A 25,142-nucleotide genomic window follows, 5' to 3' on the forward strand; every position below is an offset into this window, starting at 1 on the left:
CCTTACACGCAGCATCTTCCGCAAACGAAAAACACCCGGAGATTTTCCATCTCCGGGTGCTTTCATTCGGTAGCGGTGGAGGGACTCGATCCCTCGACCTCACGATTATGAGTCGTGCGCTCTAACCAGCTGAGCTACACCGCCATCATCGCCACTTTGATACGGACCGCCAACGGTCTGTGTCTAACGTCGCGTGACGGGGCGCATAAAATGACAGAGCCCCCTGACGGAATCGAACCGTCGACCTTTTCCTTACCATGGAAACGCTCTGCCGACTGAGCTAAGGGGGCATAACTTCGTTTGCATTGCAGTTTGTTTTAACCGCATCGCTTGAAGCCTGAGTTAGCTTAACCACCTAGCAGCGTTTTACACAAATCGGCAGCTCAGATAGAGATTTCAGACTCATTCACGACTACCTTTGCAAGCTTTCAGCCGATAGCTTGTTGTGCCCCGACGGCACATCACGCGCTAACTCCTCATTGCGTGCCGATAGTTTATTGCGCGCCAGTAGCTCGCGTCGCACGAACTTCTGTCACCCAACTCTTGCCCCAATTTCCGCCCTCGCCCCCAACTGTGGATATGCACCTCCATTTAGCGAGAAATGTCGCTAAATCGGGAATCTGTTACTGCATCTGGTTTTCATGTATGCATAACCCCAGCTCAGATGCTTCCATTTTTCGGTCACCAAAAATGTAGGTCTTCACTTTCCCGTTCTAGCGACATTCCCACTATCCCTGCCCCGTTGAGCCGGAAAAACCCACACTCACACAGCAAACCCCAGAACTCCAGATAGCAAAACCCGGTGGTCACTCCCCCGCACAGGGAAGCAACCACCGGGTAACTGTTGTGCCAGATGATGGATTCGAACCAACGAAGGCAGAGCCGGCGGATTTACAGTCCGCTCCCTTTGGCCGCTCGGGCAATCTGGCATGCACCATTCGGTGCGCTGGTAACTCTACTACGAACAGCCCCAACTTATGCAAATCGCCAGCTCAAGCAGTCCGCGCGGCCACCCCGCCAGCTACCCCAGGCGCTCCAAGGCAAAATCCATCAGCTGTCGCAGCGCATGGGTCACCTGGTTATCCGGCAGCTTGGCCAGCTCCTGCTCCCCGTACTGGCGGTAGCGCTGCACCACCTCAAACGACTTCTCGCGGCCTTCGGAGCCACGGATAAGCCCTAGCGCCTCGTCCACCAAGGCATCCTCTGTGACAGGTCCAGTGAGGATTTCGCGCAGCCGCGCCCCCGTGGTGTCTTCCTGCCTCATTGCGTAAAGGACCGGCAGGGTGAACACGCCCTCGCGCAAGTCTGTGCCGGGCACCTTTCCGGAGACTTCGGGATCAGCCCAGATGTCGATGATGTCATCGACGATCTGAAAGATCTGACCGACATTGCGGCCAAACTTAAACAGCGCCTCGCGGTGTTCGTCCGAAGCACCGCTGTGCAGCGCACCCAGCCAACCAGCAGAAGCAATGAGCACACCGGTCTTTTCCTGAATGACAGTCAGATAGTGCTCAATCTCATCCTCACCCTCGCTGGCGCCGATAGTCTCGCGCATCTGCCCGGTCACAAGCTCACGGAAGGTCTCCGCAAAGTGCTGCACTGTCTCGGTGCCCAGCTTCGCCATAATGTCGCTGGCAATAGCAAACAGGTAATCGCCCGCCAGGATGGCCACCGAGTTGTTCCACCGCTTGTTTGCGGACTCTGCACCACGCCGCTGATCAGACTCATCCATCACATCGTCGTGATACAGCGTCGCCAGGTGGGTCAGCTCCACTACCGCAGCCGCTTCGAGCACCTCTTGAGAGCTTGGATTCTTACCGTAATGGGCGGCAAGCAGCGCAAACATCACGCGGAAGCGCTTACCACCAGCGTCGAAAAGGTGGCTGATCTTGTCGGTAAGGAAGGACTCGCCAACCGACAGTCGATCCTTAAGCAGCTGCTCTACCTGCTGCATCGACTGGCCCAAGGCCTCGTTTAGTTGCGCGTCCCCGACGTCAGGGAGCACCGGTTTACGGGGTGTGGCACTTGGCATGTCCGTGGTCAGCCTCGACTTTTCCTCTTTAACGCCACATGCTGGTACAACCGTGTACTTCGCATGTGTTTTTTACATGTCTATCGACACTTTAGTCGATCGGCGGGACGGTGTTTAACCCACATGCATACTTCACGTCTCTTAATTCCGCTACCGTTTCCCCAGCACCGACGCGACCTCCGCCCCACCTCCGTGAAACAATGGTGGTCGATGAATTCCCCTTTCGTTGAAACCCCCACCAATGCGCCTGCCAAGGTCGACGCCGATCTCGTCGTCGTGGGCGCAGGACCAGCCGGTTCCGCAGCCGCATTCCACGCCGCCCGCGCAGGTCTGGATGTCGCATTGGTGGACATGGCTGATGTCCCCGGCACCGGCGCTTTATCCGCCGAGAATTCCCCCACCCAATCCACTGGGCGCGATAAGACCTGCGGCGATGGATTAACTCCCCGCGCCGTCGCCGCACTCGAATCAATGGGCGCAGCGGATCTCCTCGACGATGCGCCCCACATCCGCGGCCTTAAACTGCATGGTTTCGGCGGTTCCATTACTGCCCCGTGGCCCGTGGGCAGCTTTCCACTCCGCGGCTCGGCTATCCCCCGCTCACGCCTGGATGCCTCCCTAGCAAGGCTCGCCATCGCTGCGGGTGTGCGTTTTATCCAGGCCAAGGTGAGTGACGCCACCTGCGATCCAACCGCCCAGCAACTCATCGAGGTGACGGGCACCCGCACCGGTGCAGGCGTGCAGAGCAAGTCAAAAGCAAGCACACACCTGCGGCTGCGCGGGCGTTTCTTTGTGCTGTCCGAAGGCGTGCGAAGTGGCATCGCCCGGAAGCTCGGCGTGAAGTGGGATAAAGGTCTGGTCCATGGCATTGCCGCCCGCAGTTACGTCAACACGCCTTTCGGCGATGAGCCGTGGATTCACTCGCATCTGGAGCTCAACGATGCTGACGGCACCGCGCAGCCTGGCTACGGCTGGGTATTCCCGCTAGGCAATAGCGGTGATACCGGCCGGGCTAACCTCGGCTGTGGTGTGCTAGCCACCACTAAACGCCCGGCAAAGGTGAATACCAAGAAGCTGCTGCACGATTATGCCCAACAGGTTGGTGAGGATTGGGAAATCGACGGAGATCCGGAATCTATCACCTCTGCACTGCTGCCGATGGGCGGTGCCGTTAGCCGGGTGGCAGGGCCGAACTGGGCTGCAATTGGCGATACGGCGGCGCTGGTTAATCCGCTGAATGGTGAAGGCATCGACTATGCCTTGGAATCCGCGGAACTACTCGTCCGGTTGTTGGTGGAGGAATGGGGAAGGCCGGAGAAGTGGGCGTCCCGAATTAAGGGCAACAACGGCGCCGGCATCGAGCCAGAATGGACGGCCGAGCTCGAAAGACAGTATGGACAGGCATTCGGGTTGGCGCGGCGACTGGCGGTGGTTCTGACGATGCCGGGGCTAATGAGTGCACTCGGGCCGCTGGGTATGCGCGGGCCGCTGGCGAACCGCACGATGGGGGTGGCGACGCGCCTGATGGGGAATTTGGTCAGCCCGGAAGACCGCGATTTTGCTGCGCGGATCTGGAGAGGCGCGGGGCGCGTGGTGAACCTCGCGCCGATCGATAAGCCCTTCGCCGCGCGGGGCTAGTAGCGCAGGACTATCGGCGAATGGCGCTGTGGAGAGCGACAATTCCGCCTGTGAGGTTCTGCCAGCCGACTTCGTCCCAACCGCACACGCGGATCTCGGCGGCAAGTTCCTCCTGGCCGGGCCAGGCGCGGATCGACTCGGCAAGGTACTCGTAGGCATCAGCGTTAGAGCTGACGACCTTCGCGACCTTCGGAAGGGCGCGCATGAGGTATTCCTTGTAGACAGTTTTGAAGATGGGAATGACGGGGGTGGAGAACTCTGCCACGGCGAGCTTGCCGCCTGGCTTTGTCACGCGCGCCATTTCACGCAGGCCAGCGCGGAAGTCCACGATGTTTCGCAGACCGTAGTTAATCGTTACGGCATCGAAGGTCTCGTCTGCGAAAGGAAGGTTGGTGCCGTCGGCACACACCATTGGCACGTCGCGGTGGGAGCCCGCGGACAGCATGCCGAAGGAGAAGTCGCAGGCGATGCATGTCGCTCCCGTACGGGCGAACTCTTCGGTGGATACGCCCGTACCAGCAGCAAGGTCGAGCACCAGGTCGCCGGGCTTTAAGTCCAGGCGTTTGCGGGTGCGGCTACGCCAATAGCGATCCTGGCCGAAGCTCAACACCGTATTAGTGAGGTCGTATTTTTTACCCACTGCGTCGAACATCGACGCAACTTCCTGCGGTTTCTTTTCCAAACTTGCCCGAGACACGACACACATCTTAGCGTGCCTCGATGCATACTCCGATCGCACCCGGCTAAGGGGGGCGGGGCTATCCGCGGATTGGGGGTTGCGTTAGCGCACCACTGGTTCTGCGGAACCTTTCGCTTCGGCCACTAGGTCTGCTTCTACAGCCGCCTGCTCCGACTGGGATTCGACGGTGGTCTGACGTACCTCGCGTACACCGGTGAAGTCGCGCTGCGAATTGGTGCGGGGTGCGGCCTTGCCGCCCTGTGCAATGGCTTGACGATAGTAGCCGAGTAGCTGGTCACATAGGCTAGACCAGCTCTTGTTCTGCACACCTTCGAAGGCGTTGTCCCGGTAGGAATCCACTCCCCCAGCGAGGATGGTATCTACCGCGTCAACCAGCTCGGCCTCGAAGTTCTCCACGTTCAACAGGAAGCCGTTGTGGCCGGGCTTAATCAAATCGATCGGCCCCCCGGCTGCCGGGCCGATGGTTGCCACACGGGAAGCCTGCGCCTCCTGAATGGCCTGACAGAACGTCTCGAACTGGCCGGTATGTACGAAAATATCCAGGCTGGCAAATGCGTGGGCTAGATCCTCGCCGTAGAGTCCGCCGGTAAACACCGCGGTGGGCATCAGTGCTTTCAGGGAGTCCATCTCCGGGCCATCGCCAACAATGACGATCTGCACGTCGTCTCGCCCATTCAACGCTGCCATGCGCTCCACGGACTTCTCAGCAGCCAGGCGCCCCACGAAACCGACGATCTTCCGGCGGTTCTCCAGCTCCATCACGTCGGTTTCGCCCGCCTTTCCACCTCGCTTTTCTTCACCAGCCAGCAGCCACTCACGACGCAGCTCCGACGAGCGCTTCGAGGGGTGGAAGCGTTCCGTATCCACCCCGCGACCCCAATGAGCCACACCACGCACCTTGTTTTCTTCCAGCTCGCGCATCGTTACGGAGCTTGGCGCCAACGTCATTGCGCACATGTTGTGCATGACACGCACCCAGCGCCAAGCCATTTTGGACAGGAACTTCAATTTGTAGTTGTTGGCGAATCCCGCCACGTCAGTCTGGAAAATCGCCACGCAGGGAAGTTTGAGCGCCCGAGCCGCCACAGCACCCGCACCACCCAGTACGAAAGGGCTAGCCAGATGCACAACATCCGGCTGGAATTTCTTCAATTCGGTGTACACGCTCGGCATTGGCACGCCGATGGGCAGAGAGTTAATCCCCGGCACATCGACAGCAGGGACGCGCGCAATGCGGAACCCCTCATAAGTCGCAATTTCTTCTTGCCCGGCTTTCGCACCCGGTGCAATAACTAGCGCTTCGTGCCCATTGGCTCGCAGGTGCTCCAGCACGCGGAGTACGGAATTTACAACCCCATTAACATTGGGCAGAAAGCTCTCGGCAACAATCGCAACTCGCATACCCTTCAGCATCCCTTTTGTAGTTCACGCCCGCGTTTCGTCTGGGTAAAAACATTAACAAGTCTAGGGAAACAAAAGGTTACTTTCGCTACTCAAAGTTTATGTTTCTTTTCCCATCGCCGAATCAGCAGCATCAGAACAGCGCACACGGCAAGCCCCACAGTCATTGAAGACAACGCAGGAAGAAATGCCAACGTCCATCCTCGCCCCTGCACCTTGACGTTTTCTGGGTCACTGACCTGGTATTCCACGCGCACATTCTGGCCTTCAATAAGACCGGACGGGTATTTTAGCCCTTCCTCCGGCTGCCGAAAATTGCCCTCTGCATCACGGAAACGCACGGTCGTTCGCAGGGTTTGTACCGACACAACCTCCGCCGTCGCCTCCCCCTTATCCCGCGAGATCGCATAGTCATCAATCGCAGAGGTGACGATCATGCCACCGCAGACCAAAATCACTATTGCCGCAAGCCCGATCACCACCTGCTTGATTCGCCTTAAACGGCGCGCAATTCGAAATTGCTTCGGGGTGAGCTCGTGGTTTCTCAAGCGATTCATCAAGCGCCCGCAATTCTTTTTTCTATTTCTCGACGCCCACCTCTGCTCACCTTCACTTCCAGCACCGTGATCCCCTGTGCCCCGATCTCAGCATGCTCATCGATGGCCATTGCGAGTTCCTCTACGTTGGTCGCTAGCTTGTGCTCTACCCCAAAACCAGCGCAAAGCTCTGCAAAGTCCAAGTCCAACGGAGTACCGAAGACCCGTTCGAAAGCCGCGGTGCCATCAGCGAAGGTGCGCAAGTTCTCTGCCCCCGGCTCCAAGGTCTCGAATATCCCGCCGCCGCTATCGTTGGTCAACACGATCAGCAGGTTATCTGGGCGCGGTTCCAATGGTCCGATATTCAGCCCACCGAGATCATGGGCAAAAGTCAGATCCCCCATCACAGCGATCGTGCGCGGAGCGCGGATAGCCGTCGGGTCAGCATGAGCGTGAGCCATCGCGGCCCCCACTGCGGTGGAGATCGTCCCGTCGATCCCCGCTGCCCCACGATTAGCTATCGTCTGCACGCCATCAAAGGGCAGCCCGGCGCGGGAGGCATCTCGCACCGCTGTCGAAGCCCCTAGTACCAAGAGGTCACCGTCGCGCAGGGCGTCAGCAACAACGGCGACAGCGTGTACCGCAGTAAAGGGATCGTGCTCGGCGAGTGCGTCGCGCACCTGTCCAGCTCCCATGTCGCTAATGGCGCGCGCTACTTGAAGCCACGTTTCTGGTTGCTCGCCGTGCGGGCGGACAGAACTGCCGACTTCGTCCACATTGCCGAATACATCGGTCACGTTGCGGGTATCGCTGAGAGCAATAATGTGGATGTCTTTATTAGCTAGGAGCTTTGTGACGCCGCGGTGGAGAGTAGGCCGACCAATCACCACGATCTGTTCCGGGGTGGTGACCGCCGAATACTCGCCATCACCGACGACCTGGGTGCTAAACATGTCAACGGCCGCGCTATGAACAGGGAAGTCCGGGGCGGGGGCAATAGGCTCCGCAATGGTCGGCACGTCCGCCAATTCATCCATGATCGCTCGCGCCCAGGCGACATCGTTTACCGAACCGGCGATGACGAGAGTACGGCGTGAAAGATCAACCTCAACCTGCCCAAAGGGAAACGAGCGAACCCCCCAGGGTGCCGGTGTGTTACCGGTGACCGCGCTAGCCCATAGCGAAAGCTCGTCGAGAGTCGGTGGCACCAGCGGCTCCCGCAAAGGAACATCCAAATGCACGCCACCGCCGTCGATGGGGTCAACGGCGGCAGCGACTAACTGACAGGCCAGATCGCGTAGCTGCGTGGCAGCTCCGCCTGCTCGGGAAGTAGCGACATCGTCCGGTGCTTTGATGTCTTCCCCTTCCAGCGCCAGGTTTCCCGTATTCAGGGTGCACACGGAATGGGATCCGAAAATCTCCGCCTGATCGATGGTCTGATTTGCTCCAGACCCCAGCATCGAAAGCGGCCGATTCGCCGAGAGAACAATCAACGGTACGCCGGATAGCGTGGCCTCTACCATTGCCGGCAGGCAGTTAGCCACGGCTGTCCCGGAAGTCATGACAACCGGGACGGGTTGGCGGGAAACCTTCGCCAGCCCCAGAGCCAAGAAGGCTGCGGAACGCTCATCCGTACGCACGTGAAGGCGCACCCGTCCCACCCGTTCAGCCTCCATGAAAGCCAAGTTCAGTGGGGAATTGCGCGAGCCGGGGCACAGGACTGCCTCTTGCACGCCACAACGAATTATATGATCCACCAGCACTAAGGCAGCGTGGACGGCGACAGGGCTGGGAAGCGGCTCAGCAGCCGCAGGAGAAGAATCCTGGGAAGAACTATCGGTGTTAGTCACAGTTCCTCAATTTACCTTTCACCTCGGACACCCTCGCGGAAAGATCCGCTCACTCTAGGAAACGATAGGCCGCACTCAGGCGGTTGATCCACCAGTCGCGACGCTCGCCGGTGACGCGGAACTCGTTGAGGAGGTCCGGATCCGGAGCAACTGCGCCGGCGTGCATACGCCCATCCACGATCCGACGTTCAGCGAGGTCGCGGACGAAAAGAGTACCTGTGGCTAAGCCGGCTGCATTGGGTTCGGCAACCATGCCGTCGTCATCTATATGCGCCAGGCTGGCGGCTGCTCGCAGCCCCGCTCCCAGCCCCACTGCGGTATCCAATGCAGAACTCACCGTGATGGATACCCCACGCTTGGCTACCTCGCTGGCTACCCGGCGCAATTGGTCCACACCTCCCAGCGGTGGCACTTTGAGGACGGCAACGTCGCATGCGCCCGCGTTCGTTACCTCTTTGACTGCGGCGATCGGGTCGATGCTTTTGCGAATGGCCTCGTCTGCGGCCACGCGCACAAAAAGCCCCCGCCGCATGAGGTTCTGGCGTACCTCCGCCAGCTCGGCGATGGTGCGACAAGGCTGCTCCACATAATCCAACGGACCGTCCGCAGCGAGGGTTTCCACCGCTTCTAATGCCTGCTGTGCGGTCCAGCCGCCGTTAGCGTCCATGCGAATCTTCGGAGCCACAACCCCCTGGTCGGCGTACCATTCTCGAACCGCGCGGACGCGTTGAATATCCTGCTGCATGCTGATCCCAGGATCCTTCGTCAAAGCAGATTTTTCCGCAACCTTGACCTTCACCGTAGTGCAACCGGGGTAGCGCGCCATGAGGTCATCAATGATCTCGGGCTGTGCTGCCACATCAACTGCGGGGATGGTGGCATTTACGGGAACCCATTCCTCCTGCTCACCCTGCTCGCTGTATCCGAACTGAATCGCCGAGCGCAGCCACAAGGAGGCTTCCGCCGGCTCATATTCCGGGAAAGGAGCGAACTCTGTCCACTGGGACGGGGCGTCAATAAGCAAGGCCTCACGAACAGCCACACCGCGGAAAGGCACCCGCATCGGCAGGGCAACCACATGAGAGCGTTCAAGCAACTCGGCGAGCGGCGGTAGGGCAATGGCAGCGGATTTGGAAGTCTCAGTGTTCATTCTCCCTACCTTGCCAAAAATTGCTGCCCGATAGAATGGCGAACATGAGCGAAAACAGCAGCAATCCCTTCAAGCCCGAACTATGGCGACCCGTGGACGCCCCCGGTGTCAACGATTTCACCGACATCACCTACCATCGCCACGTCGGCGAGGGTCGGGCGAATGGTATCGTGCGTATCGCATTTAACCGCCCTGAAGTGCGCAATGCTTTCCGTCCTCATACCGTCGACGAGCTGTACCGGGCGCTAGATCACGCGCGTCGCACCCCGGATGTCGGCACGATCCTGCTGACCGGCAACGGGCCATCCCCGAAGGACGGCGGCTGGGCTTTCTGTTCCGGCGGCGATCAGCGTATCCGTGGTCGTTCTGGCTACCGCTATGCCACCGAGCACACTGGGGACGTGGCAGCGGCGGATGAGTCGAGTGTGGATACGGCACGCGAAAAGGTCGAGGGAGGCCGCCTGCACATCCTGGAAGTGCAGCGTCTGATCCGAACGATGCCGAAGGTTGTCATCGCCGTGGTTAACGGCTGGGCTGCAGGTGGTGGACACTCGCTGCACGTGGTGTGCGACATGACAATTGCTTCCCGGCAGGAGGCGCGGTTCAAACAAACCGATGCGGATGTCGGGTCTTTCGACGCAGGCTATGGCTCGGCGTATCTGGCGCAGATGGTGGGGCAGAAGTTCGCGCGTGAGATCTTCTTCCTGGGCCGGACATATAGCGCCGAGCGGATGCAGCAGATGGGCGCGGTGAATATCGTCGCTGACCACGGCAGCTTGGAGGACGAGGCTATTCAAGCTGCTCGCGAGATCAACACAAAGTCCCCCACTGCCCAGCGCATGCTGAAGTTCGCCTTCAACCTGGCCGATGACGGTCTGATGGGGCAGCAAGTCTTCGCGGGCGAGGCCACACGACTGGCCTACATGACCGACGAAGCGGTCGAGGGCAAGGAGGCCTTTTTGGAGAAGCGAGAGCCACGCTGGGAACCGTTCCCCTATTACTACTAGGGCTAACTAGGGTGCGCCCTTGCTTTTAGCCGCTCTTGCTTTTAGGCAGCCCGGAGCAGCGCTAACTTGGTAGCGTTAGCAGCATGAACATTTATAAAGATGTTTGCATCACCATTTCCCGCGTTCTGGTGGGCATCGTGCTGCTGGCGCATGGTTGGCAAAAATACAATTCCTGGACCATCGACGGTACCGCTAAATCCTTCGAGTCCATGAGCGTCCCATGGCCGAACGCTTCCGCACAGTTCGCAACATATTTCGAACTTGCTGCCGGTGTGCTGCTCATCCTGGGCCTGCTGGTTCGGATCGTCGGCCCAATCTTGTTTGTGCAAATGGTCTTCGCATTTGGTTTCGCACACTGGGGTAAGGGTGTCTTCGTTTCCGATGGCGGCTGGGAGCTTGTCGGGCTTCTGGGCGCCGCGGGTCTCGCCCTGGCAGCGCATGGCTCCGGCCGTTTTAGCTTGGACTACCTCTTTATGACGCCCGTACGTGCCCGTAAGGAACGTAAGGAAAAGACGGCCAAGGAGGCTGAAACGGCTAGGGGCAATGAAGCTTTCGGCCTGAACAATAGCAACTTTGCACCCGCAGGTGCGCCGGCTGGATCGGTCGGGAATCGGAGTATGGCTCCGAATTCGGGGCAGGCTCAGGGTCAGGCTCAGGGGCAGAATCCGGGGCAGAATCCTTTCGGCAATTACGGTTCCCCGGCTCAGCGCTCGAATAGCCAGGGCCTGAATAGCCAAGGCGCTAACAACCAGAGCCTGAATAACCAAGGTGCTAACAACCAGAGCAACAACATGTGGAATAACGCACGCCGCGACACCAGCGCCGCCGCGGGTGGTGCCGGTGTCATCGGCGGCAGCAATGCCACTCCGTTTGGTAGCTCCCAATATGGCGACAGCTCCAATGCCGATGCGCCTACCACCCAGTGGAACAGCAACCAGGGCAATGGACCGTCGAGCAACAGCTTCGGCGATTTCTCCAGCTCTGGTTCTGGTTCCAGCTCTGACGGTGGCTCCGATGCTGGCGGTGACGGCGGCGGAGATGGCGGCGGTGGCGACTAAAGGCCAAACGCCATCCGCGAGCCACTTTTAAGGCTCGCCCACCACTACCCCGCCGGAGGAGCTGATAGCTTCCCGGCGGGTTTTGTTGCTTTCAAGTACGAACTTAAGGTTGGAACAAAAAATACTTGACGTTCCCAACAGTTGTTAACTACCCTATGTTCTATCGTTAGAAACTCAACGTCGTCAAAGGAAGGAGGGTAGGCATCATGTTTAACCCATTCAACCAGCTCCGAGCTAAGCTCCGAACCGCTGTCACCACCAAGGGCCCTGATCCGGCTGCGCATTTTGCGTCGATTCACGCCGCCGGCACACGCGTCGCAAATGCACACCGCACACGCAACACACACGCACCAACCGAGACAGATTCCCTCCTCCTTCCCGCACAGTATCGCCACTACCTAAAGGCAAACAACGATCTCCCGACCCCTTCTTTGAACGCCTTGGATACACGCAGCCCCTCCTACCTCGACATCGTCGCTTACCTCATCGACACCGGGAAAACCCCGGCCACTCGCCAGGATGTACAGGCTAGTTTCTTGGCCATCCATAAGCGTCTACCCGGCCCGGAGGAGCTGGAAGCCACTGTAAAGCGCGTCCAGGAATTCGGTCTTCAGGCCGACTAACCCCTCGCCGGAGCAACATAGCCCTCGTGCGCACCTCTTGCGCACGGGGGTTTTGCTTCGCCCCCTCCCCCTCCTCCGAATGTCGCACCCCTTACAAGCCGTCACAGGGACAGGGCACACCTCTAGGTGTACTGACCGGAGATGTTGATCGAGTCAGGCAGTGGTGAGCCAGTCTTGAATGTCCTCTGGTTTGTGGATTAGGAGGTCGCGCCGTCCGGGGCGGCGTTCGATCCACCCTCGGTCGATGAGGGCGCGCATGAGCGCGGCTCCGAGTCCTCCAGCGAGGTGGTGGCGTTGCTCGGTCCAGTCCGTACACACCTTCAGCAGGGGACGACGCCCAGCCTGCACCACGGCGAGGTCAATACCGATCCGGGCGAAGTGCTGGGCAGCGTGGGGACCCAGCACGTAGCCGGTGGCCGTCGGGCCGGCGATGGCATCGAGCGGACCCCGAACGGTGCCCTGGATGCCGTCGGTGCGGCGCAGCGTCTCGACCTCGACCAGGCCCGCCAGGATGTCGGTGCCCAGACTGCCGGCCAGGTGGTCGTAGCAGCTGCGCGCCACCCGCAACCGGTCCCACTGGCTGGCCTGGCGTAGCCCCGTGACGCCAGGGGTGGACGCCAGAGGGATCAACGACTCCAGGACCACCGCGACGTGGGGGCCTGCGAGCCGGTAGCGACGCATCCGTCCCTCGGGTTCGACGACGAGCAGTCCTGCCCCCGCCAGGCGGGACAGGTGCTCGCTGGCGGTGGAGGTGCGCACCCCTGCCACCTGGGCCAGGCGCGTCACGGGGCGGGCGTTGCCGTCGAGCAGTTCGAGCATCATCGCGGCGCGTGACCGATCGGCGAAGTGCGCGGCCACCGAGGCGATGTCTGGCTGTGGGTCCATGTCACCCATTCTCACCCCGTCACACTTCGACCGCCACCGAAGCGTCCATACCTTATCGTGGTCGACATGAACCTCTCTCCTGATGCCCCCGCCTCACACCGGGGTGGTGCCCGCCGCAACGGCGGGACATTCCTGCTCGTAGTGTTGTGCATCCCCATGTTCCTGGTGCTGCTGGATGTGTTGGCCATGAACGTGGCGATGCCCACGGTCGGCCGCACCTTCCATGTGCCCGTGGCGCGCTGGGCCCAGGTCGTGGATGCCTACACCGTGCCCCTCGCCCTCGCGCTGCTGCCCGCCGGGTGGTTGGTCGACCGCATCGGGCCACGTCGCGCCCTGCTGGTCGGCATCACCGTGTTCACCGCCGCGTCGCTGCTCGGAGGGCTGGCCGGGACATGGCTCGTGGTCCTGACGGCCCGCTGGGGTCAGGGGTTGGCTGCTGCCGTGATGCTGCCGGCCGGGTTGGCCGCCCTGAGCCAGGCATGGCCCGAGCCCGGTGAGCGAGCCAAGGCCTTGGGGGCCTGGTCGAGCATCAGCGCCGTGGCGACCGCGCTGGGACCCGCCGTGGGCGGTCTACTCGTCGCCGCGCTGTCATGGCGGGCCGTGTTCTGGATCAATGTGCCCCTCGGCCTCTTCGCCGCGTGGGGGACCGGGCGCCAGCTGCATGCGGCTCGCCCTGCGGTCCTGCACGCCGGCCCGCCCGCCGCCGCTGGTCGAGGCGAGATGGCCAAGCGTGCGCTGGTCGGGTCCGTGATCGCGGCAGCGATGATGACCTCGGGCGCGAACGGCACTCTCCAGGCCGTCACGGTCCACTTGCAGTCCGGGCTCGGGATGGGTGCCGGGCCGACTGGACTGCTGCTGTTGCTCGCCACAGCGCCATTCGTCGTGCTCGGCCCCCTCTCGGGGAGGGCTGTCGTCCGCCTCGGCCGACGCCGCGTCGCTGCCCTGGGATTCGCCGTCGGCGCCGTGGGACTCGCGACGCTGGGCCGGCTGCCGGGAACCATGGGTCTCGCCCCAGGGCTGCTGGGCATCGGGGTCGGCCTCGGGTTGATGACCTCCGCCATCGTGGGCGAAAGCCTGTCCGCCTGGCCTGGCCGCCCAGGAGTGGCCAGCGGGCTCAACAACGCCCTCCGACAGGCAGGAACCAGCCTCGGCGTGGCCCTCGGAAGCTGGGCAGCCGGATGGTGGAGCGGAACGCCGCTGCTCGTGAGAACCGGAGCCGCAGCAGGACTTTGGTGGGTCGGAGCAGCCGTCCTGGTCTTGGTCACTTTCACCCGCTCCCGCAGGTCGAGGAAGAACCCGCGATGAGCCACCCCAACGCTGCCCCTCACACCCCGCCACCGACTGATCGTCGCCCGGCTCGTGGTCGACCAGGGCTGGCCGGTCAGCGAAGTCGCAGCCCGATTCCAGGTCTCCTGGCCCACCGTGAAGCGCTGGGCCGACCGCTACCGCACCGGCCAGTCCATGCAGGACCGCTCCTCACGGCCCCACCGGTCGCCGAACAAGACCAGCCAAGCCACGACCAGGCGTTGCATCCAGCTCAGCCTGCGCCTGCGCGAAGGACCGGTCCAGCTCGCGTGCCGGCTCGGGATCGCCCCGTCGACGGTCCATCGGATCCTGGTCGACGCGCACCTGAACCGGCTTTCCCATGTCGACCGCGCCACGGGAGAGCCCGTTCGCCGTTACGAGCACGACCATCCCGGGGCGATGCTGCACGTCGATGTGAAGAAGCTCGGCAACATCCCTGACGGCGGGGCTGGCGCTACGTCGGCCGACAACAAGGCGACCGCAACCGCGCTGCCACCCCGGACAAGCCTCGCAACAAGTGGCGGGACCCGTTGATGGGAAAGGCGTACGTCCACACCGTCATCGATGACCACTCCCGTGTCGCCTACGCCGAGATCCATGACGACGAAACCGCCCTCACCGCCACTGCCGTGCTGGTCCGGGCTGTCGAGTGGTTCAACCAGCGTGGCGTCACCGTCGAGAGGGTGTTGTCCGACAATGGAGGCGCCTACCGCTCACACCTGTGGCGAGACACCTGCCATGAGCTCGGGATCAAGCACAAGCGCACCAGGCCCTATCGTCCGCAGACCAACGGGAAGATCGAGAGATTCCACCGCACCCTGGCCGACGGCTGGGCCTACGCCCGCTGCTACACCTCTGAAGCCGAGCGCCGCGGTGAGCTCGAGGGCTGGCTGCACTACTACAACCACCACAGGCCCCACACCGCCTGCGGCAACCAGCCACCCTTCACGCGATTAACAAACGTCCCCGATCAGTACATCTAGGCAGGTTGTACATTGGTCAGCATGACCGGAAATCCCGCCTCCGTTCCCTTGCAGCCAACTGTCATCAGCGCTTCCTCGCCCGAACTCTTCGCCGACTCCCTGGAGGCACTCCAGCAACTCCTCGCAGAGGAACTCTCCCTCCTCCCACTCCCCGCAGACTGGCAACAAACCTGCCCCGACCTGCCGGAACAAATGCGCGCGGGAAGCACAGACAAAGCAGACAGCGTAGCGCCGGGCACACTCATCGCCTGTACCTCCGGCTCCACAGGCACCCCGAAAGGCGCAGTGCTCGGCCCCAGCCAACTCTCCACCAGTGCGGACGCCACCGTCTCCTTCATGGAGCACCACTTTCAAGCCCAACCAGGGGCATGGCTGCTCACACTTCCAGCGCATCACATCGCCGGGCTGCAAGTCCTACTCCGTAGCCTCCGAGCGGGCTATACTCCCCTCGCAGCCCAGCACTTACAGCAGGGATCGCACTTCAACACAGCTGGTTTCGTCGCGGACACGCTGCACCTCGCAGACACTTATCCAGGTGCAGATCTTTACACTTCCCTCGTCCCCGCTCAGCTGGAAAGGATCGCCGCAGACCCCGCCGCCGTGCAGGCACTGACACGCTACGCCTGTGTACTGGTGGGCGGGGCAGCAGCGCGTGAGGGCGTCATAAAGAAGATGGCGGAAGCAGGAGCGAAGATCGCACTGACCTACGGGTCGAGTGAAACGGCCGGGGGGATGGTATACAACGGGCATTGTCTACCGGGAGCACGGGTGCGGATTAGTGACGCCGACGAGCGCGGAGCCGGGCGGGTGCGGATCGCGGGACCGATGGTGGCCGACGGCTACCGCAACGTGGACTCAGCAGAGGCGTTCCCGACTGCGGGAGAGTTTCTAACCTCCGACATTGGAGTGCTGGACGGTGACGTACTGCGGATTCTGGGGCGCGCCGACGGGGCGATCAACACGGGCGGATACAAGGTACTTCCCGAGGAGGTTGAAAAGGCCCTTTGTCAAAGCGTTCCCGGCGCGGAAGCTGCCTTTGCCGCGGGCATAGAAGACCCACAGTATGCAGAGTTCGGCGAATCGATTGGGGTGCTGGTAGTTCTCAACGACGGCGTTGCCCGAGCCACCGTGCCCGACACCACTGCGTCCGGCATAACCGCGCCCGACATTACCGAGATGGTGCGTACAGCCATGCGCGGGCAGGTGAAGCCCGAACTACTCCCCCGGCGCGCCTGGGTAATCAACGAAATGCCAACCACCGGCCCGGGGAAAACCGACCGCCAACGGGCCGCGAAAATATTGCGCGCAATGTTGCAGGAGAGCACTAAGAAAGCCGCGCCTCTTGGGGGACTAGAATAAAGGTTTTTGTACAAGTGCCATTAAGAGTGTGAGCTCTAGAAAGGCGAACCATGACCTCCACCAGCAGGCAGCACCCCGGAGCAACCCCAGCTCAGTGGCTCGAAGGGGCACGCCCGCACACCTGGGCCAACGCCATTTCCCCTGTGCTTGCGGGCACAGCTGCCGCCACCCTGGAGGGTGCCGCCAACCCACTGCGGGCGGTTCTGGCCGGGGTTGTTGCCCTCGCGATGATCGTGGGCGTGAACTACGCCAACGACTACTCCGATGGCATCAAGGGAACGGACGACGACCGTTCCGGGCCGCTGCGTCTGACCGGCAGTGGCCTTGTGGAACCGCGGAAGGTGAAGTACGCCGCGTTTGCCGCCTTCGGAGTGGGTGCCGTTGCCGGCATTGTGCTGAGCGTGCTGAGCGCTTGGTGGCTAGTACTCGTAGGTGTGGCCTGCATTGCGGGCGCTTGGTTCTACACCGGTGGAAAAAACCCGTACGGTTATCGGGGACTAGGCGAAGTAGCTGTGTTCGTCTTCTTCGGCCTGGTGGCGGTGCTGGGCACGGAGTTCACCCAGACCGGCGCCGTGAGCTGGCGGGGCGGGCTGCTGGCCATTGCCGTCGGTAGCCTTTCCAGCGCAGTGAACCTAGCCAACAACTTGCGCGATATTCCCACTGATTCTGTCACCGGAAAGATCACGTTGGCTGTGCGTCTGGGGGATGCAAACACCCGCCGACTGTGGGTGGGGCTGGTCGCCCTGGCGGTAGTGGTGACTATCGGCATTAGTGTCGGCCACTGGTGGGGGCTGCTTGCGCTGCTGGCTGTGCCGCTGTTTGTGATTGCCGCCCGCCCTGTAACTCGTGGCGCCGAAGGAAAGGCGCTAATCCCCGTGCTGGGCATGCTGGGGCGTGGAATGCTGCTGTGGTCAATTCTGGAGTTTGTCGCCGCGCTGTTGGCCTAGCGAAACTCCACCCCGTGGAAACGAACCTTCGCTTCGATCTCGCGGGTAAGCCCTGCTCGCCACGTTATCGTAGCGCCGCCGATCTGCTTCTTGCGTTGATGACGGGAGTCTGCCCATACAACCACGTCCCGCGGTTTGCCGTTCATAGCAGCGAGTCTAATCCGCAGATGACCGCCACCAAGATCGGTGGACAAACTGTAGAGAAATTAATCGTCCAAGCGCTCGCGCAGCTGGTCGCGTAGCTCCTGCCGGTGAGCCTGGCGCTCGGCATCCCACCGCGCGATTTGTTCGGTGACGCGCAGGCGCAGCCCCTTGAACATAAACATCGACAGAGGCAGCGCCAGGATCAGCGCCAGCGTCATGCTCACCAGCAGTGGGAAGTAGTCTGCCATGCCCAGCAAAATCACGATCGAATGGATGATGAACGTCAGCACCAGGAACAGCAGCAGGCGCAGGAAGGCATATAGCGCTACGTCACGGACCGCCTTGCCCTTGTCGAGGTTCTTGCCGTCTTTCTTGTTGACGCCCTCATCGCCAGCGGCCGCAGTATCAGCCGAAGCCTTAGCCTGGTTCTTCGCATTCACATCTTCGTTAGCCACGCACACCACACTACGTTTAGCCCGTGAAGTTCCGTTAATCGTCAAGCCGCAGGTGCTCGTCTGAGGATCCTTTAGGATTGTATACATGGGTCGACTTCTTTTGCTCGCTTTGTTCATCGTCACTCTCGTACTGCTGTGGAAAGCATTCGGTCCACAGACCTGGGGAAATGCTCAGCAGCGTCGGCGTGGGGGCGTCAAAAGGAAAAACGAGGTGGCGAAGAACCACAAGGGGCCGGACGACGACCCGGATTTTCTATGGAACATCGAGAAAGAGCGCTTCAAGCAGCGGCGTGCACAAGAGGCCAAGGAAGCCGAAGAGGCTGAGCGTCAACGACGCGTGGAGCGACGGGAGGAACTCCGGCGACGCGAGCAGCAGGAACCAGAGCAGCACAACCCGAACCAGAGCAACAACGATCCTGAGCAGGAGTAGCGCTAGCGGACCTACAAAAGCTCCACGCGGGGTGAGCGCCCCGTCCGGTAGTGGTCGATCAGCAGGAAGATATTGTCCCAGTTCTTGTAGATCTCAGCACGGCGCAACACATCCGTATCCTCGGAGCTTTCCGAGGTTCGGCCCCCGTCGGCCGCACGATACAACGGTCCAGGCATCGGCGGCGGCACTCCTGGCACGGCAGGCGCCTGGCGACGCTGTTCATGTTGAATAATCGCCTGTTCGAACACCAGCTCCGGAAGATTCGGAGAAATGCCGGCGAAATGTGCATAGTCCAGCGCCGGGTCACCGACCGTCATGTCAGAGAAGTCGATGACGCCCACGCCTCCTTCAGCGTTCCACAGCATGTGTTCCTCGTGCAGTTCGCCATGTGTCAGCGCCCGCTGCTGGTTCGGCCGGGCGAGAAGGTCATCAATCTGGCCAAATATTTGCTCTACGAAGTCCAACTCCGCGGCCGTGAGGTGCGGAACCAGATTCGCTTCCACGCGAGACTTCATCAGTTCGTTTTTGCCCGGAAGAGTGCGCGAGGCATGGCTCAGAGTGGAGGTCGCAGCACCGTCAGTCCACCAGGAATCCACTCGGCTCATTGGCAGTACATCGGGGTCGAAGGCGTGCATCGTGGCCAGTAGACTTCCCAGCTGCTCGGCCACCCAGGCACGTTGACTGGCGGAAAGCGACTGCCACAATTCCGCGCTCAGTGGTTCGCCCAGCATTTCCGTCTGCATGGTCAGCATCACGGGTTCGGCGGTGTTGAAAGTCCCGCGCGCGTAGGCCTGCCGCACCGTCCCCGGCACACGTACCTTTGTGCGGCGGAACAGTTGCGCGATCAGCGAAGATTCCAGCATGGCTTGGGCTCGGTATTCCTTTTCGAAGGGCACGCGAACCACGACAGATTCCGGGAGCATGTCGTTAAGCTCGTATTCCTTGGATCGCAGCCCGTCCAGAATCACCACCGCATGGTCGATGCCCTGCTTCGGCACGCGCTGCCCCGACCACTCCAGATCGCGCCATGTGCGTGCCACCAGGCCGGGAATCGTCTCGATAGAGATAGCCACTTGTCTACCGCTCTTTTCCGCGTTTCATTAATGCGCTGAGGTACTGTCCATATGCGCTTTTGCCTAGTTTGTCTGCTGACGCCCGCAGTTGTGCATCATCGATGTACCCCAGGCGCCAAGCAACTTCCTCCGGGCAGCTGATCTTCAGGCCTTGCCGCTGTTCGACGGCACGGACGAAGTCGCCGGCAGCGGCGAGATCATCTACCGTTCCGGTGTCCAACCAGGCGGTTCCGCGCGGCAGTACCTCCACATGCAGGCGTCCTTCGGCTAAATAGCGACGGTTGATGTCGGTGATTTCCAGTTCCCCGCGCTCACTGGGCTCCAGTGATTTAGCGATCTGCACTACGTCGTTGGAGTAGAAGTACAGTCCCGGTACCGCGTAGTTGGACTTCGGCTCGGCGGGCTTTTCCTCCAAACTCAGCGCCGTGCCCTCGCGGTCAAACTCCACCACGCCATAAGCTTCTGGCTCGGCCACCCAGTAGGCAAAGATCGCTCCGCCTTCGGGGTTGTGGAAGCGCCGCAGCTGGGTTCCCAGGCCGGTGCCGTAGAAGATGTTGTCGCCCAGAACCAGAGCCACGGAGTCATCCCCGATGAAGTCTTCGCCAACGATAAAGGCCTCAGCCAGACCATTCGGCTGATCCTGAACCGCATAGCTGATTTGTACTCCGAACTGCGAGCCATCGCCGAGGAGGCTGCGGAACTGCTGCGCATCCGCACCCGTGGTGATCACCAGAATGTCGCGGATCCCTGCCAGCATCAGGGTGGTCAGTGGGTAGTAGATCATCGGCTTGTCGTACACGGGCACTAGCTGTTTGGAGACGCCCTGTGTAATCGGCCAAAGCCTCGAACCGGTTCCTCCGGCCAGGATGATGCCCTTCATTAGTTGGTATCTCCCTGCTCGGGAGCCCACTCATCAGCCGACTGCAGCGCCTCGGCCCAATCCGCGCGCAGTTGTGCTTCCCATGCGCGTACCTCCCGGTAGTTCGGCAAACGATCGCGTACCTCGCTGAGGCTCGGTGCCGCATGGTCTTTGTCCGAGAGCACGGCTTCTTCCTTCGTGACGCCCCACTCCACAGCCAGTTCCGTATCAAACGGGTCGATGCCGTATTCCCGCTCTGGGTTATACGCTTCGGTGACCAGGTAATTCACCGTCGTGTGGTCTGCATGTGCACGGAAACCATGTCCTACGCCCAAGGGTACGTAGACGCTGACATTATTCTCCGCCGACAGCTCCACGGTGATGTGCTGGCCAAATGTCGGCGACCCCACCCGCACATCCACGAGTACGTCGGTAATAGCGCCCGCCAGGCAGCTGACAAACTTCGCCTGTCCCGGAGGAACGTCTGCCAAGTGGATGCCACGCACCACGTCTCGCGACGAGCGCGAGAGATTCCCCTGTGCTACTTCGAAGGGGTAACCGAGCTTCTCACCAAAAGCCTCCGCTTTGAAACTCTCGTGGAAACTGCCCCGGCCGTCGCCATGCACGCGAGGCACATACACCCAGGCTCCGGGGATCGGTAAATCCACGATGCTGCCGGGTTCAGCTGCGGATAGTAGCTCATCGGTGCGCGAGGTCATATCACTCATAGCTTCTACTTTAGCGGCGCTATGCGGGATCTATTTCTTGCTCGTTATCCCGGTACTTTCTTTCGGACGCCGCCCTGGATTCAACCCACCACTTCTCATTGCGGCGATACCACTCCACTGTCTTGGCGAGCCCGGAAGCGAAATCCGTAAAGTGCGGCTGCCACCCCAGCTCGGCGATACTGCTGGGGTCGATGGCATAGCGCCGGTCATGGCCTGGGCGATCCGTAACATGCACAAAATCATCCGCCGGACGGTCGAAGATCTCCAGTAGATCGCGCACAACCTGTAGGTTGGATCGCTCCCCTTCCGCGCCGATCAGGTAGGTCTTCCCCACTTTCCCGGAGTCGAGGATCGCCCACACCGCGTCGTTGTGATCATCCACGTGAATCCAGTCGCGCACGTTCTCACCTGTCCCGTACAACCGGGGCTTGTGCCCTTCGATTAGGCCGGTGATCTGGCGAGGGATGAATTTCTCGGGGTGCTGGCGTGGCCCGTAGTTGTTTGAACAATTCGAAATCGTCGCTTGCAGTCCCCGCGAGCGGACGAACGCGCGTACGAAGTGATCCGCCGCAGCTTTCGAAGCCGAGTAAGGCGAGGACGGATTGTACGGGGTATCCACCGTGAAACGATTCGGGTCATCCAAAGTGAGGTCGCCGAAAACCTCATCGGTAGAAATATGGTGCAGGCGCACACCAAAATCAGCGGCAGCCTGAGCAACATTCAAGGTGCCCTCTACATTTGTACGGGCAAAGATCGCCGGGGTGGCCAGCGAATTATCGTTATGGCTTTCCGCCGCGAAGTGCACAATCGCTGCCCTCTCGGAGGAAGGTTGCTCGCTGGTGCCGCTCGCCGCGATCGTTCGTTCCAAGGCGGCCCGGAATGCCGGGGCGTCTGCCACGTCCCCTTCGATGAACTCCACCCGCCCCGGATAGGCATCCTCCAGCGGGATGCCCTCGTCCGTCCGTAGATTCATCGGATTAGCGGCATACGTGAGGGCGTCAAAAATAAAAACCTTGACGTCCGGCCTGGTTTCCAGCGTGCGGTGGACGAAATTAGCTCCGATGAAACCCGCCCCGCCGGTTACGAGGACAGTAGAGAAAGTGCTCACGCTGTTCCTTTGGTGACTAGTTCAGGCCGGCGTAGGAGTGCAGGCCGGAGACCACCATGTTGATGAAGAAGAGGTTGAATACCATCGTGGCGAAAGCAAAGACGTTGATCCACGCCGACTTCGGGCCACGCCAGCCCGGGGTGGCGCGGGCGTGCAGGTAAGCGGCGTAGAGAATCCAAGTGATGAAGGATACGGTCTCCTTCGGATCCCAGTTCCAAAAGCGTCCCCATGCAGCATCCGCCCAGATGGCGCCGAAGATAATACCCAGGCCGAAAATCGGTAGCGCCCACACGGCGGTGCGATAAGCCAGTGCGTCCAGCTTGCTGGCCTCTGGCAGCGGAGCGGCGAACGTCCGCAGCCAACCCTTTTCCTCGCCCTTCGGCTGTGCACGGCGTACTAGATACATAAGCGAAGCCAGGCCAGACATCATGCCGATGCCGGCACCAATAGCAACGGTGGAAACGTGAATGACCAGCCAGTAGGACTGCAGTGCCGGAACAACCGGGGCGGTCTCTGCGTATAGCTTGGTGCCTGCGTAGAACAGCAGACCCACGACCGGGGTCAGAATCCATGGCCACATCACACGCATGGCCTTACGGCGCACCATAGACGCAGCGATGACCATGGCAAACAACGTGACCACGCCGACGTATTCGAAGAGGTTGCCCCACGGGAAGCGGTTCGTAGCCATGCCACGCAGAACCACGAACACGGCATGCATCGCCACGGCCAGCCAGACCAGAGCCTGAGTAATACCACCCAGTTTGTCCGCGCGATTCAGAGACTTGGTTACCTGCTCAGAGCGCAGGCGCTCGGGCAGTTGTGCTTCGAAAACCGCATAGTCAGGCTCCTCGGCCCTACTTTCGTCAGCAACCGAATCCACCCCAGCGCCAACGCCCGCACCGACGGCGACCTTCGCAGTGGAGTTGACCTTCGCAGATTCCGTGGCACGTAGCTTCTCCAGCTCAGCGGCGCGCTGGTGGCGACGGTCATTGGCCATACGCACAATGCCGTAGAACACAAGCGACACGGCAAGAGCCAGCAGATACAAAGCCTCCGCGGTGCGGAAGGCTAAGTCGGAGAAATCGGATAGCTGTGGATCGATCTGCATCGAAAATCCTTCTAAAGAAAAGTCTTAAATCGCTACAAAGTGACAGCTTAGCCCCTGTTCACGCGCTTCCACAATCACCTATCTGGGTGAGAAGACAGGTGATCGTCCACGTGATCTTCCCAATCGGCAGTGTCCACGTCGTAGTCCTCGTCGAGGGCTTCTTCTTCCAACCCCAGTACGCGCTCGGCGCGACGGTTGAATTCCTTACCCCAACCGGCGGAATCTGTACGGGAAAGCCCGGCGATCTGGATACGCGTGCCGGCACCCTCCTGGGTCACGCGTACCCAGAAACGACGACGCTTCACAGCCAGGGAGCCGACCAAGGAAACCAGCATGAGCAGGGCGAACACCAGAACCCACGTGGTAGTTGGGTCCTTGGAGATCTGCAGGTTCACAAACTCCTTTGCCCCATCGAAGGTGATCTTCGTGCCGTCGTCCAGGGTGACGGACTCACCCTTCGTCAGGTTCACTCGGTCCAACATCTGCATCTGACCGGAATGCAACGCCTCACGATCCAGCGAGAAGATGTTCTGGCTACGGCCACCGTCCAGGCCAGTATCACCGCGGTAGACGTCGATGGCCACTGCCGGATCTCGCATCGCCGGGAAGTTGGAGGAAAGGATCTTACCCTTTGGACCGGTCCACTCTGCCGACGGTGCAAATAGTCCCTGCAGCGAAATCTGGTGCTTGCGCCGTTCCTGTAGGTCGGGGTACATACCTGCCGGTGGGTCCCAGCGCACCGCGCCGGAGGACAAGAAGTAGGTCATGTCGTCCGGGCGGAACTGGACGGTCTCGGTGCGCTTTTCTCCGTTCGGCCACGTAATGGTGAACGTTGGAGCATAACCGTGCCCCTGCAGGTACACGCGGTTGCCCTGGAAGCGCAGTGGGTGGTTCACCTTGAGCGTCTCGTGCTGCCACTGATCCGTGGACTTAAAGGCGGTCTCCTTGTCGGCAAAGTCAATGTTGGACTCAAAGCCCACTGCCTGGCCGTTTGGAAGATAGTCACCCTTGAAGTCCTTGACGTGAACACAGAAGGGGGTCAGCCCTGTGCCGTCGAAGAGCGGACCATTGCGGAAAGAATCGTAGTTAGACACCGCAGAGTTGCAGAACTGCGACTGTTCGCCCTCGGTGCCGGACACCACGACGACTTGTCCCTCGTAGTAGACCATCTTGCCCGCCGCCACGGCGATGAGAATGCCAACCAGCGACAAGTGGAACACCAGGTTCGCAGCTTCACGCAGATATCCCTTTTCCGCCGAGATGGACCATGCTCCGGCGCGGTCGTTATCTTTATCGACCTCGTTGAGGTTCCAGCCCTTGAATTCCTTCCGCAGGGATTTCTGTACCTCTTCCACTGATTCTTCGACGGTGCCGGAGTAGTGATACGGCATGCGGTCCAAGCGTTTCGGCGCCGGTGGTGGGGAGGAACGCAGTGCCTTGTAGTGGTCAATGCTGCGTGGCAGGATGCAGCCGACCAGGGAAATGAAGAGCAACACGTAGATTGCCACGAACCACGTAGAGCTAAAGACATCGAAAAGCTGCAACTTGTCGAAGACCTGGGCGGTCTTGCCGTTGGCGTCAATATATTCGGCAACCTTGCCCTCGTTGAGCGACCGCTGTGGTAGCAGCGCCCCCGGGATCGCAGCCAGCGCCAGGAGGAAAAGCAGCACCAGGGCAGTCTTCATCTTCGTGAGCCACAGCCAGCCCTTCTTCGGCAGGCTCAGGATCGTCTTCAGCATGGTTGCTCTCTCGTACTTTCG

At 60.8% G+C, this 25,142-nt stretch carries 23 protein-coding genes, 3 tRNA genes and 1 pseudogene; 9 read left to right on the forward strand and 18 right to left on the reverse strand.

The window, feature by feature from the left end:
* Positions 1 to 70 precede the first annotated feature (70 nt).
* The 4 genes from ACWXWJ_RS06295 to ACWXWJ_RS06310 form a co-directional block, all read right to left on the reverse strand.
* A tRNA-Met gene (locus tag ACWXWJ_RS06295) sits at positions 71 to 144 on the reverse strand.
* Between the two features lie 73 nt (positions 145 to 217).
* Positions 218 to 290: transfer RNA gene (locus ACWXWJ_RS06300), tRNA-Thr, on the reverse strand.
* A gap of 557 nt (positions 291 to 847) precedes the next feature.
* Positions 848 to 929 (reverse strand) — tRNA-Tyr (locus ACWXWJ_RS06305).
* Positions 930 to 1,021: 92 nt separating this feature from the next.
* Complete coding sequence (locus ACWXWJ_RS06310) at positions 1,022 to 2,032, reverse strand: polyprenyl synthetase family protein (RefSeq protein ID WP_473963871.1); 1,011 nt, start codon at positions 2,030 to 2,032, stop codon at positions 1,022 to 1,024.
* A gap of 210 nt (positions 2,033 to 2,242) precedes the next feature.
* Between ACWXWJ_RS06310 and ACWXWJ_RS06315 the strand changes: the two genes are divergently transcribed.
* Positions 2,243 to 3,670: a geranylgeranyl reductase family protein gene (locus tag ACWXWJ_RS06315; protein WP_473963872.1), complete on the forward strand. Its 1,428-nt coding sequence runs from the start codon at positions 2,243 to 2,245 to the stop codon at positions 3,668 to 3,670.
* Positions 3,671 to 3,680: 10 nt separating this feature from the next.
* Here the strand turns inward: ACWXWJ_RS06315 and ACWXWJ_RS06320 are convergent, their stop codons facing one another.
* From ACWXWJ_RS06320 to ACWXWJ_RS06340, 5 genes are all read right to left on the reverse strand, one after another.
* Entirely contained in the window at positions 3,681 to 4,367 is a 687-nt protein-coding gene (locus tag ACWXWJ_RS06320) for a demethylmenaquinone methyltransferase (protein ID WP_473963873.1), read from the reverse strand.
* Between the two features lie 84 nt (positions 4,368 to 4,451).
* Positions 4,452 to 5,771 carry a glycosyltransferase family 4 protein gene (locus tag ACWXWJ_RS06325; protein WP_473963874.1) on the reverse strand — a complete coding sequence of 440 codons (1,320 nt, stop codon included), beginning with the start codon at positions 5,769 to 5,771 and terminating at the stop codon, positions 4,452 to 4,454.
* Positions 5,772 to 5,863: 92 nt separating this feature from the next.
* Entirely contained in the window at positions 5,864 to 6,328 is a 465-nt protein-coding gene (locus ACWXWJ_RS06330; RefSeq protein ID WP_293792174.1) for a DUF3592 domain-containing protein, read from the reverse strand.
* Complete coding sequence (gene menD, locus ACWXWJ_RS06335) at positions 6,328 to 8,157, reverse strand: 2-succinyl-5-enolpyruvyl-6-hydroxy-3-cyclohexene-1-carboxylic-acid synthase (protein ID WP_473963875.1); 1,830 nt, start codon at positions 8,155 to 8,157, stop codon at positions 6,328 to 6,330. Before menD ends, ACWXWJ_RS06330 begins: the two co-directional genes overlap by 1 nt.
* 49 nt (positions 8,158 to 8,206) lie before the next feature.
* A complete protein-coding gene (locus tag ACWXWJ_RS06340) occupies positions 8,207 to 9,307 on the reverse strand; it encodes an o-succinylbenzoate synthase (RefSeq protein WP_473963876.1) in 1,101 nt (366 codons plus the stop codon).
* 44 nt (positions 9,308 to 9,351) lie between these two features.
* Here ACWXWJ_RS06340 and ACWXWJ_RS06345 point away from each other — a divergent pair, with 44 nt between their 5' ends.
* From ACWXWJ_RS06345 to ACWXWJ_RS06355, 3 genes are all read left to right on the forward strand, one after another.
* Entirely contained in the window at positions 9,352 to 10,314 is a 963-nt protein-coding gene (locus ACWXWJ_RS06345) for a 1,4-dihydroxy-2-naphthoyl-CoA synthase (RefSeq protein ID WP_473963877.1), read from the forward strand.
* Between the two features lie 83 nt (positions 10,315 to 10,397).
* Positions 10,398 to 11,372 (forward strand): DoxX family protein, encoded by a 975-nt coding sequence (locus ACWXWJ_RS06350; RefSeq protein ID WP_473963878.1) that lies wholly within the window; start codon positions 10,398 to 10,400, stop codon positions 11,370 to 11,372.
* A 206-nt stretch (positions 11,373 to 11,578) separates the two neighbouring features.
* Positions 11,579 to 11,995, forward strand: coding sequence for a hypothetical protein (locus tag ACWXWJ_RS06355; protein ID WP_448307824.1), 417 nt, complete (start codon positions 11,579 to 11,581; stop codon positions 11,993 to 11,995).
* A 153-nt stretch (positions 11,996 to 12,148) separates the two neighbouring features.
* Here ACWXWJ_RS06355 and ACWXWJ_RS06360 read toward each other — a convergent pair whose 3' ends face one another.
* Positions 12,149 to 12,640, reverse strand: coding sequence for a hypothetical protein (locus ACWXWJ_RS06360; RefSeq protein WP_473963879.1), 492 nt, complete (start codon positions 12,638 to 12,640; stop codon positions 12,149 to 12,151).
* A 306-nt stretch (positions 12,641 to 12,946) separates the two neighbouring features.
* Between ACWXWJ_RS06360 and ACWXWJ_RS06365 the strand changes: the two genes are divergently transcribed.
* The 4 genes and pseudogenes from ACWXWJ_RS06365 (at position 12,947) to ACWXWJ_RS06380 (ending at position 17,474) form a co-directional block, all read left to right on the forward strand.
* Complete coding sequence (locus ACWXWJ_RS06365) at positions 12,947 to 14,185, forward strand: MFS transporter (RefSeq protein WP_473963880.1); 1,239 nt, start codon at positions 12,947 to 12,949, stop codon at positions 14,183 to 14,185.
* Positions 14,182 to 15,168 (forward strand): annotated as a pseudogene (locus ACWXWJ_RS06370) (IS481 family transposase). The gene ACWXWJ_RS06365 and the pseudogene ACWXWJ_RS06370 overlap by 4 nt, the downstream one beginning before the upstream one ends.
* A gap of 21 nt (positions 15,169 to 15,189) precedes the next feature.
* Positions 15,190 to 16,527, forward strand: coding sequence for an AMP-binding protein (locus ACWXWJ_RS06375; RefSeq protein ID WP_473963881.1), 1,338 nt, complete (start codon positions 15,190 to 15,192; stop codon positions 16,525 to 16,527).
* 50 nt (positions 16,528 to 16,577) lie between these two features.
* Positions 16,578 to 17,474, forward strand: coding sequence for a 1,4-dihydroxy-2-naphthoate polyprenyltransferase (locus ACWXWJ_RS06380; protein ID WP_473963882.1), 897 nt, complete (start codon positions 16,578 to 16,580; stop codon positions 17,472 to 17,474).
* Here ACWXWJ_RS06380 and ACWXWJ_RS06385 read toward each other — a convergent pair.
* Complete coding sequence (locus ACWXWJ_RS06385; RefSeq protein ID WP_293792184.1) at positions 17,471 to 17,620, reverse strand: hypothetical protein; 150 nt, start codon at positions 17,618 to 17,620, stop codon at positions 17,471 to 17,473. The two genes, ACWXWJ_RS06380 and ACWXWJ_RS06385, sit on opposite strands and share 4 nt — an antisense overlap.
* A gap of 60 nt (positions 17,621 to 17,680) precedes the next feature.
* Positions 17,681 to 18,073 (reverse strand): DUF4229 domain-containing protein, encoded by a 393-nt coding sequence (locus tag ACWXWJ_RS06390; protein WP_293792185.1) that lies wholly within the window; start codon positions 18,071 to 18,073, stop codon positions 17,681 to 17,683.
* A gap of 85 nt (positions 18,074 to 18,158) precedes the next feature.
* Between ACWXWJ_RS06390 and ACWXWJ_RS06395 the strand changes: the two genes are divergently transcribed.
* Positions 18,159 to 18,503 (forward strand): hypothetical protein, encoded by a 345-nt coding sequence (locus ACWXWJ_RS06395; RefSeq protein WP_473963883.1) that lies wholly within the window; start codon positions 18,159 to 18,161, stop codon positions 18,501 to 18,503.
* Between the two features lie 11 nt (positions 18,504 to 18,514).
* Here ACWXWJ_RS06395 and ACWXWJ_RS06400 read toward each other — a convergent pair whose 3' ends face one another.
* The 6 genes from ACWXWJ_RS06400 to ACWXWJ_RS06425 all read right to left on the reverse strand — a co-directional run bounded on the left by ACWXWJ_RS06400 (position 18,515) and on the right by ACWXWJ_RS06425 (position 25,121).
* Positions 18,515 to 19,576, reverse strand: coding sequence for a phosphotransferase family protein (locus ACWXWJ_RS06400; RefSeq protein ID WP_473963884.1), 1,062 nt, complete (start codon positions 19,574 to 19,576; stop codon positions 18,515 to 18,517).
* Between the two features lie 4 nt (positions 19,577 to 19,580).
* Positions 19,581 to 20,456 (reverse strand): glucose-1-phosphate thymidylyltransferase RfbA, encoded by an 876-nt coding sequence (rfbA, locus tag ACWXWJ_RS06405; protein WP_293792191.1) that lies wholly within the window; start codon positions 20,454 to 20,456, stop codon positions 19,581 to 19,583.
* Positions 20,456 to 21,163 carry a dTDP-4-dehydrorhamnose 3,5-epimerase gene (gene rfbC / locus ACWXWJ_RS06410; protein WP_473963885.1) on the reverse strand — a complete coding sequence of 236 codons (708 nt, stop codon included), beginning with the start codon at positions 21,161 to 21,163 and terminating at the stop codon, positions 20,456 to 20,458. Before rfbC ends, rfbA begins: the two co-directional genes overlap by 1 nt.
* 19 nt (positions 21,164 to 21,182) lie before the next feature.
* Positions 21,183 to 22,271 (reverse strand): dTDP-glucose 4,6-dehydratase, encoded by a 1,089-nt coding sequence (gene rfbB, locus ACWXWJ_RS06415; RefSeq protein ID WP_473963886.1) that lies wholly within the window; start codon positions 22,269 to 22,271, stop codon positions 21,183 to 21,185.
* A gap of 16 nt (positions 22,272 to 22,287) precedes the next feature.
* Complete coding sequence (gene ccsB / locus ACWXWJ_RS06420) at positions 22,288 to 23,382, reverse strand: c-type cytochrome biogenesis protein CcsB (protein ID WP_473963887.1); 1,095 nt, start codon at positions 23,380 to 23,382, stop codon at positions 22,288 to 22,290.
* A 74-nt stretch (positions 23,383 to 23,456) separates the two neighbouring features.
* Positions 23,457 to 25,121, reverse strand: a complete 1,665-nt coding sequence (locus ACWXWJ_RS06425; RefSeq protein WP_473963888.1) for a cytochrome c biogenesis protein ResB — start codon at positions 25,119 to 25,121, stop codon at positions 23,457 to 23,459.
* Between the last annotated feature and the right edge of the window lie 21 nt (positions 25,122 to 25,142).

The organism is Corynebacterium sp. p3-SID1761, assembly GCF_055862885.1.

Coding starts and splice junctions, on each gene's coding strand:
- ACWXWJ_RS06310 (WP_473963871.1), bottom strand. CDS start 2,032: ATGCCAAGTGCCACACCCCGTAAACCGGTGCTCCCTGACGTCGGGGAC.
- ACWXWJ_RS06315 (WP_473963872.1), top strand. CDS start 2,243: ATGAATTCCCCTTTCGTTGAAACCCCCACCAATGCGCCTGCCAAGGTC.
- ACWXWJ_RS06325 (WP_473963874.1), bottom strand. CDS start 5,771: ATGCGAGTTGCGATTGTTGCCGAGAGCTTTCTGCCCAATGTTAATGGG.
- ACWXWJ_RS06330 (WP_293792174.1), bottom strand. CDS start 6,328: ATGAATCGCTTGAGAAACCACGAGCTCACCCCGAAGCAATTTCGAATT.
- ACWXWJ_RS06340 (WP_473963876.1), bottom strand. CDS start 9,307: ATGAACACTGAGACTTCCAAATCCGCTGCCATTGCCCTACCGCCGCTC.
- ACWXWJ_RS06345 (WP_473963877.1), top strand. CDS start 9,352: ATGAGCGAAAACAGCAGCAATCCCTTCAAGCCCGAACTATGGCGACCC.
- ACWXWJ_RS06350 (WP_473963878.1), top strand. CDS start 10,398: ATGAACATTTATAAAGATGTTTGCATCACCATTTCCCGCGTTCTGGTG.
- ACWXWJ_RS06355 (WP_448307824.1), top strand. CDS start 11,579: ATGTTTAACCCATTCAACCAGCTCCGAGCTAAGCTCCGAACCGCTGTC.
- ACWXWJ_RS06365 (WP_473963880.1), top strand. CDS start 12,947: ATGAACCTCTCTCCTGATGCCCCCGCCTCACACCGGGGTGGTGCCCGC.
- ACWXWJ_RS06375 (WP_473963881.1), top strand. CDS start 15,190: ATGACCGGAAATCCCGCCTCCGTTCCCTTGCAGCCAACTGTCATCAGC.
- ACWXWJ_RS06380 (WP_473963882.1), top strand. CDS start 16,578: ATGACCTCCACCAGCAGGCAGCACCCCGGAGCAACCCCAGCTCAGTGG.
- ACWXWJ_RS06385 (WP_293792184.1), bottom strand. CDS start 17,620: ATGAACGGCAAACCGCGGGACGTGGTTGTATGGGCAGACTCCCGTCAT.
- ACWXWJ_RS06395 (WP_473963883.1), top strand. CDS start 18,159: ATGGGTCGACTTCTTTTGCTCGCTTTGTTCATCGTCACTCTCGTACTG.
- rfbA (WP_293792191.1), bottom strand. CDS start 20,456: ATGAAGGGCATCATCCTGGCCGGAGGAACCGGTTCGAGGCTTTGGCCG.
- rfbC (WP_473963885.1), bottom strand. CDS start 21,163: ATGAGTGATATGACCTCGCGCACCGATGAGCTACTATCCGCAGCTGAA.
- ccsB (WP_473963887.1), bottom strand. CDS start 23,382: ATGCAGATCGATCCACAGCTATCCGATTTCTCCGACTTAGCCTTCCGC.
- ACWXWJ_RS06425 (WP_473963888.1), bottom strand. CDS start 25,121: ATGCTGAAGACGATCCTGAGCCTGCCGAAGAAGGGCTGGCTGTGGCTC.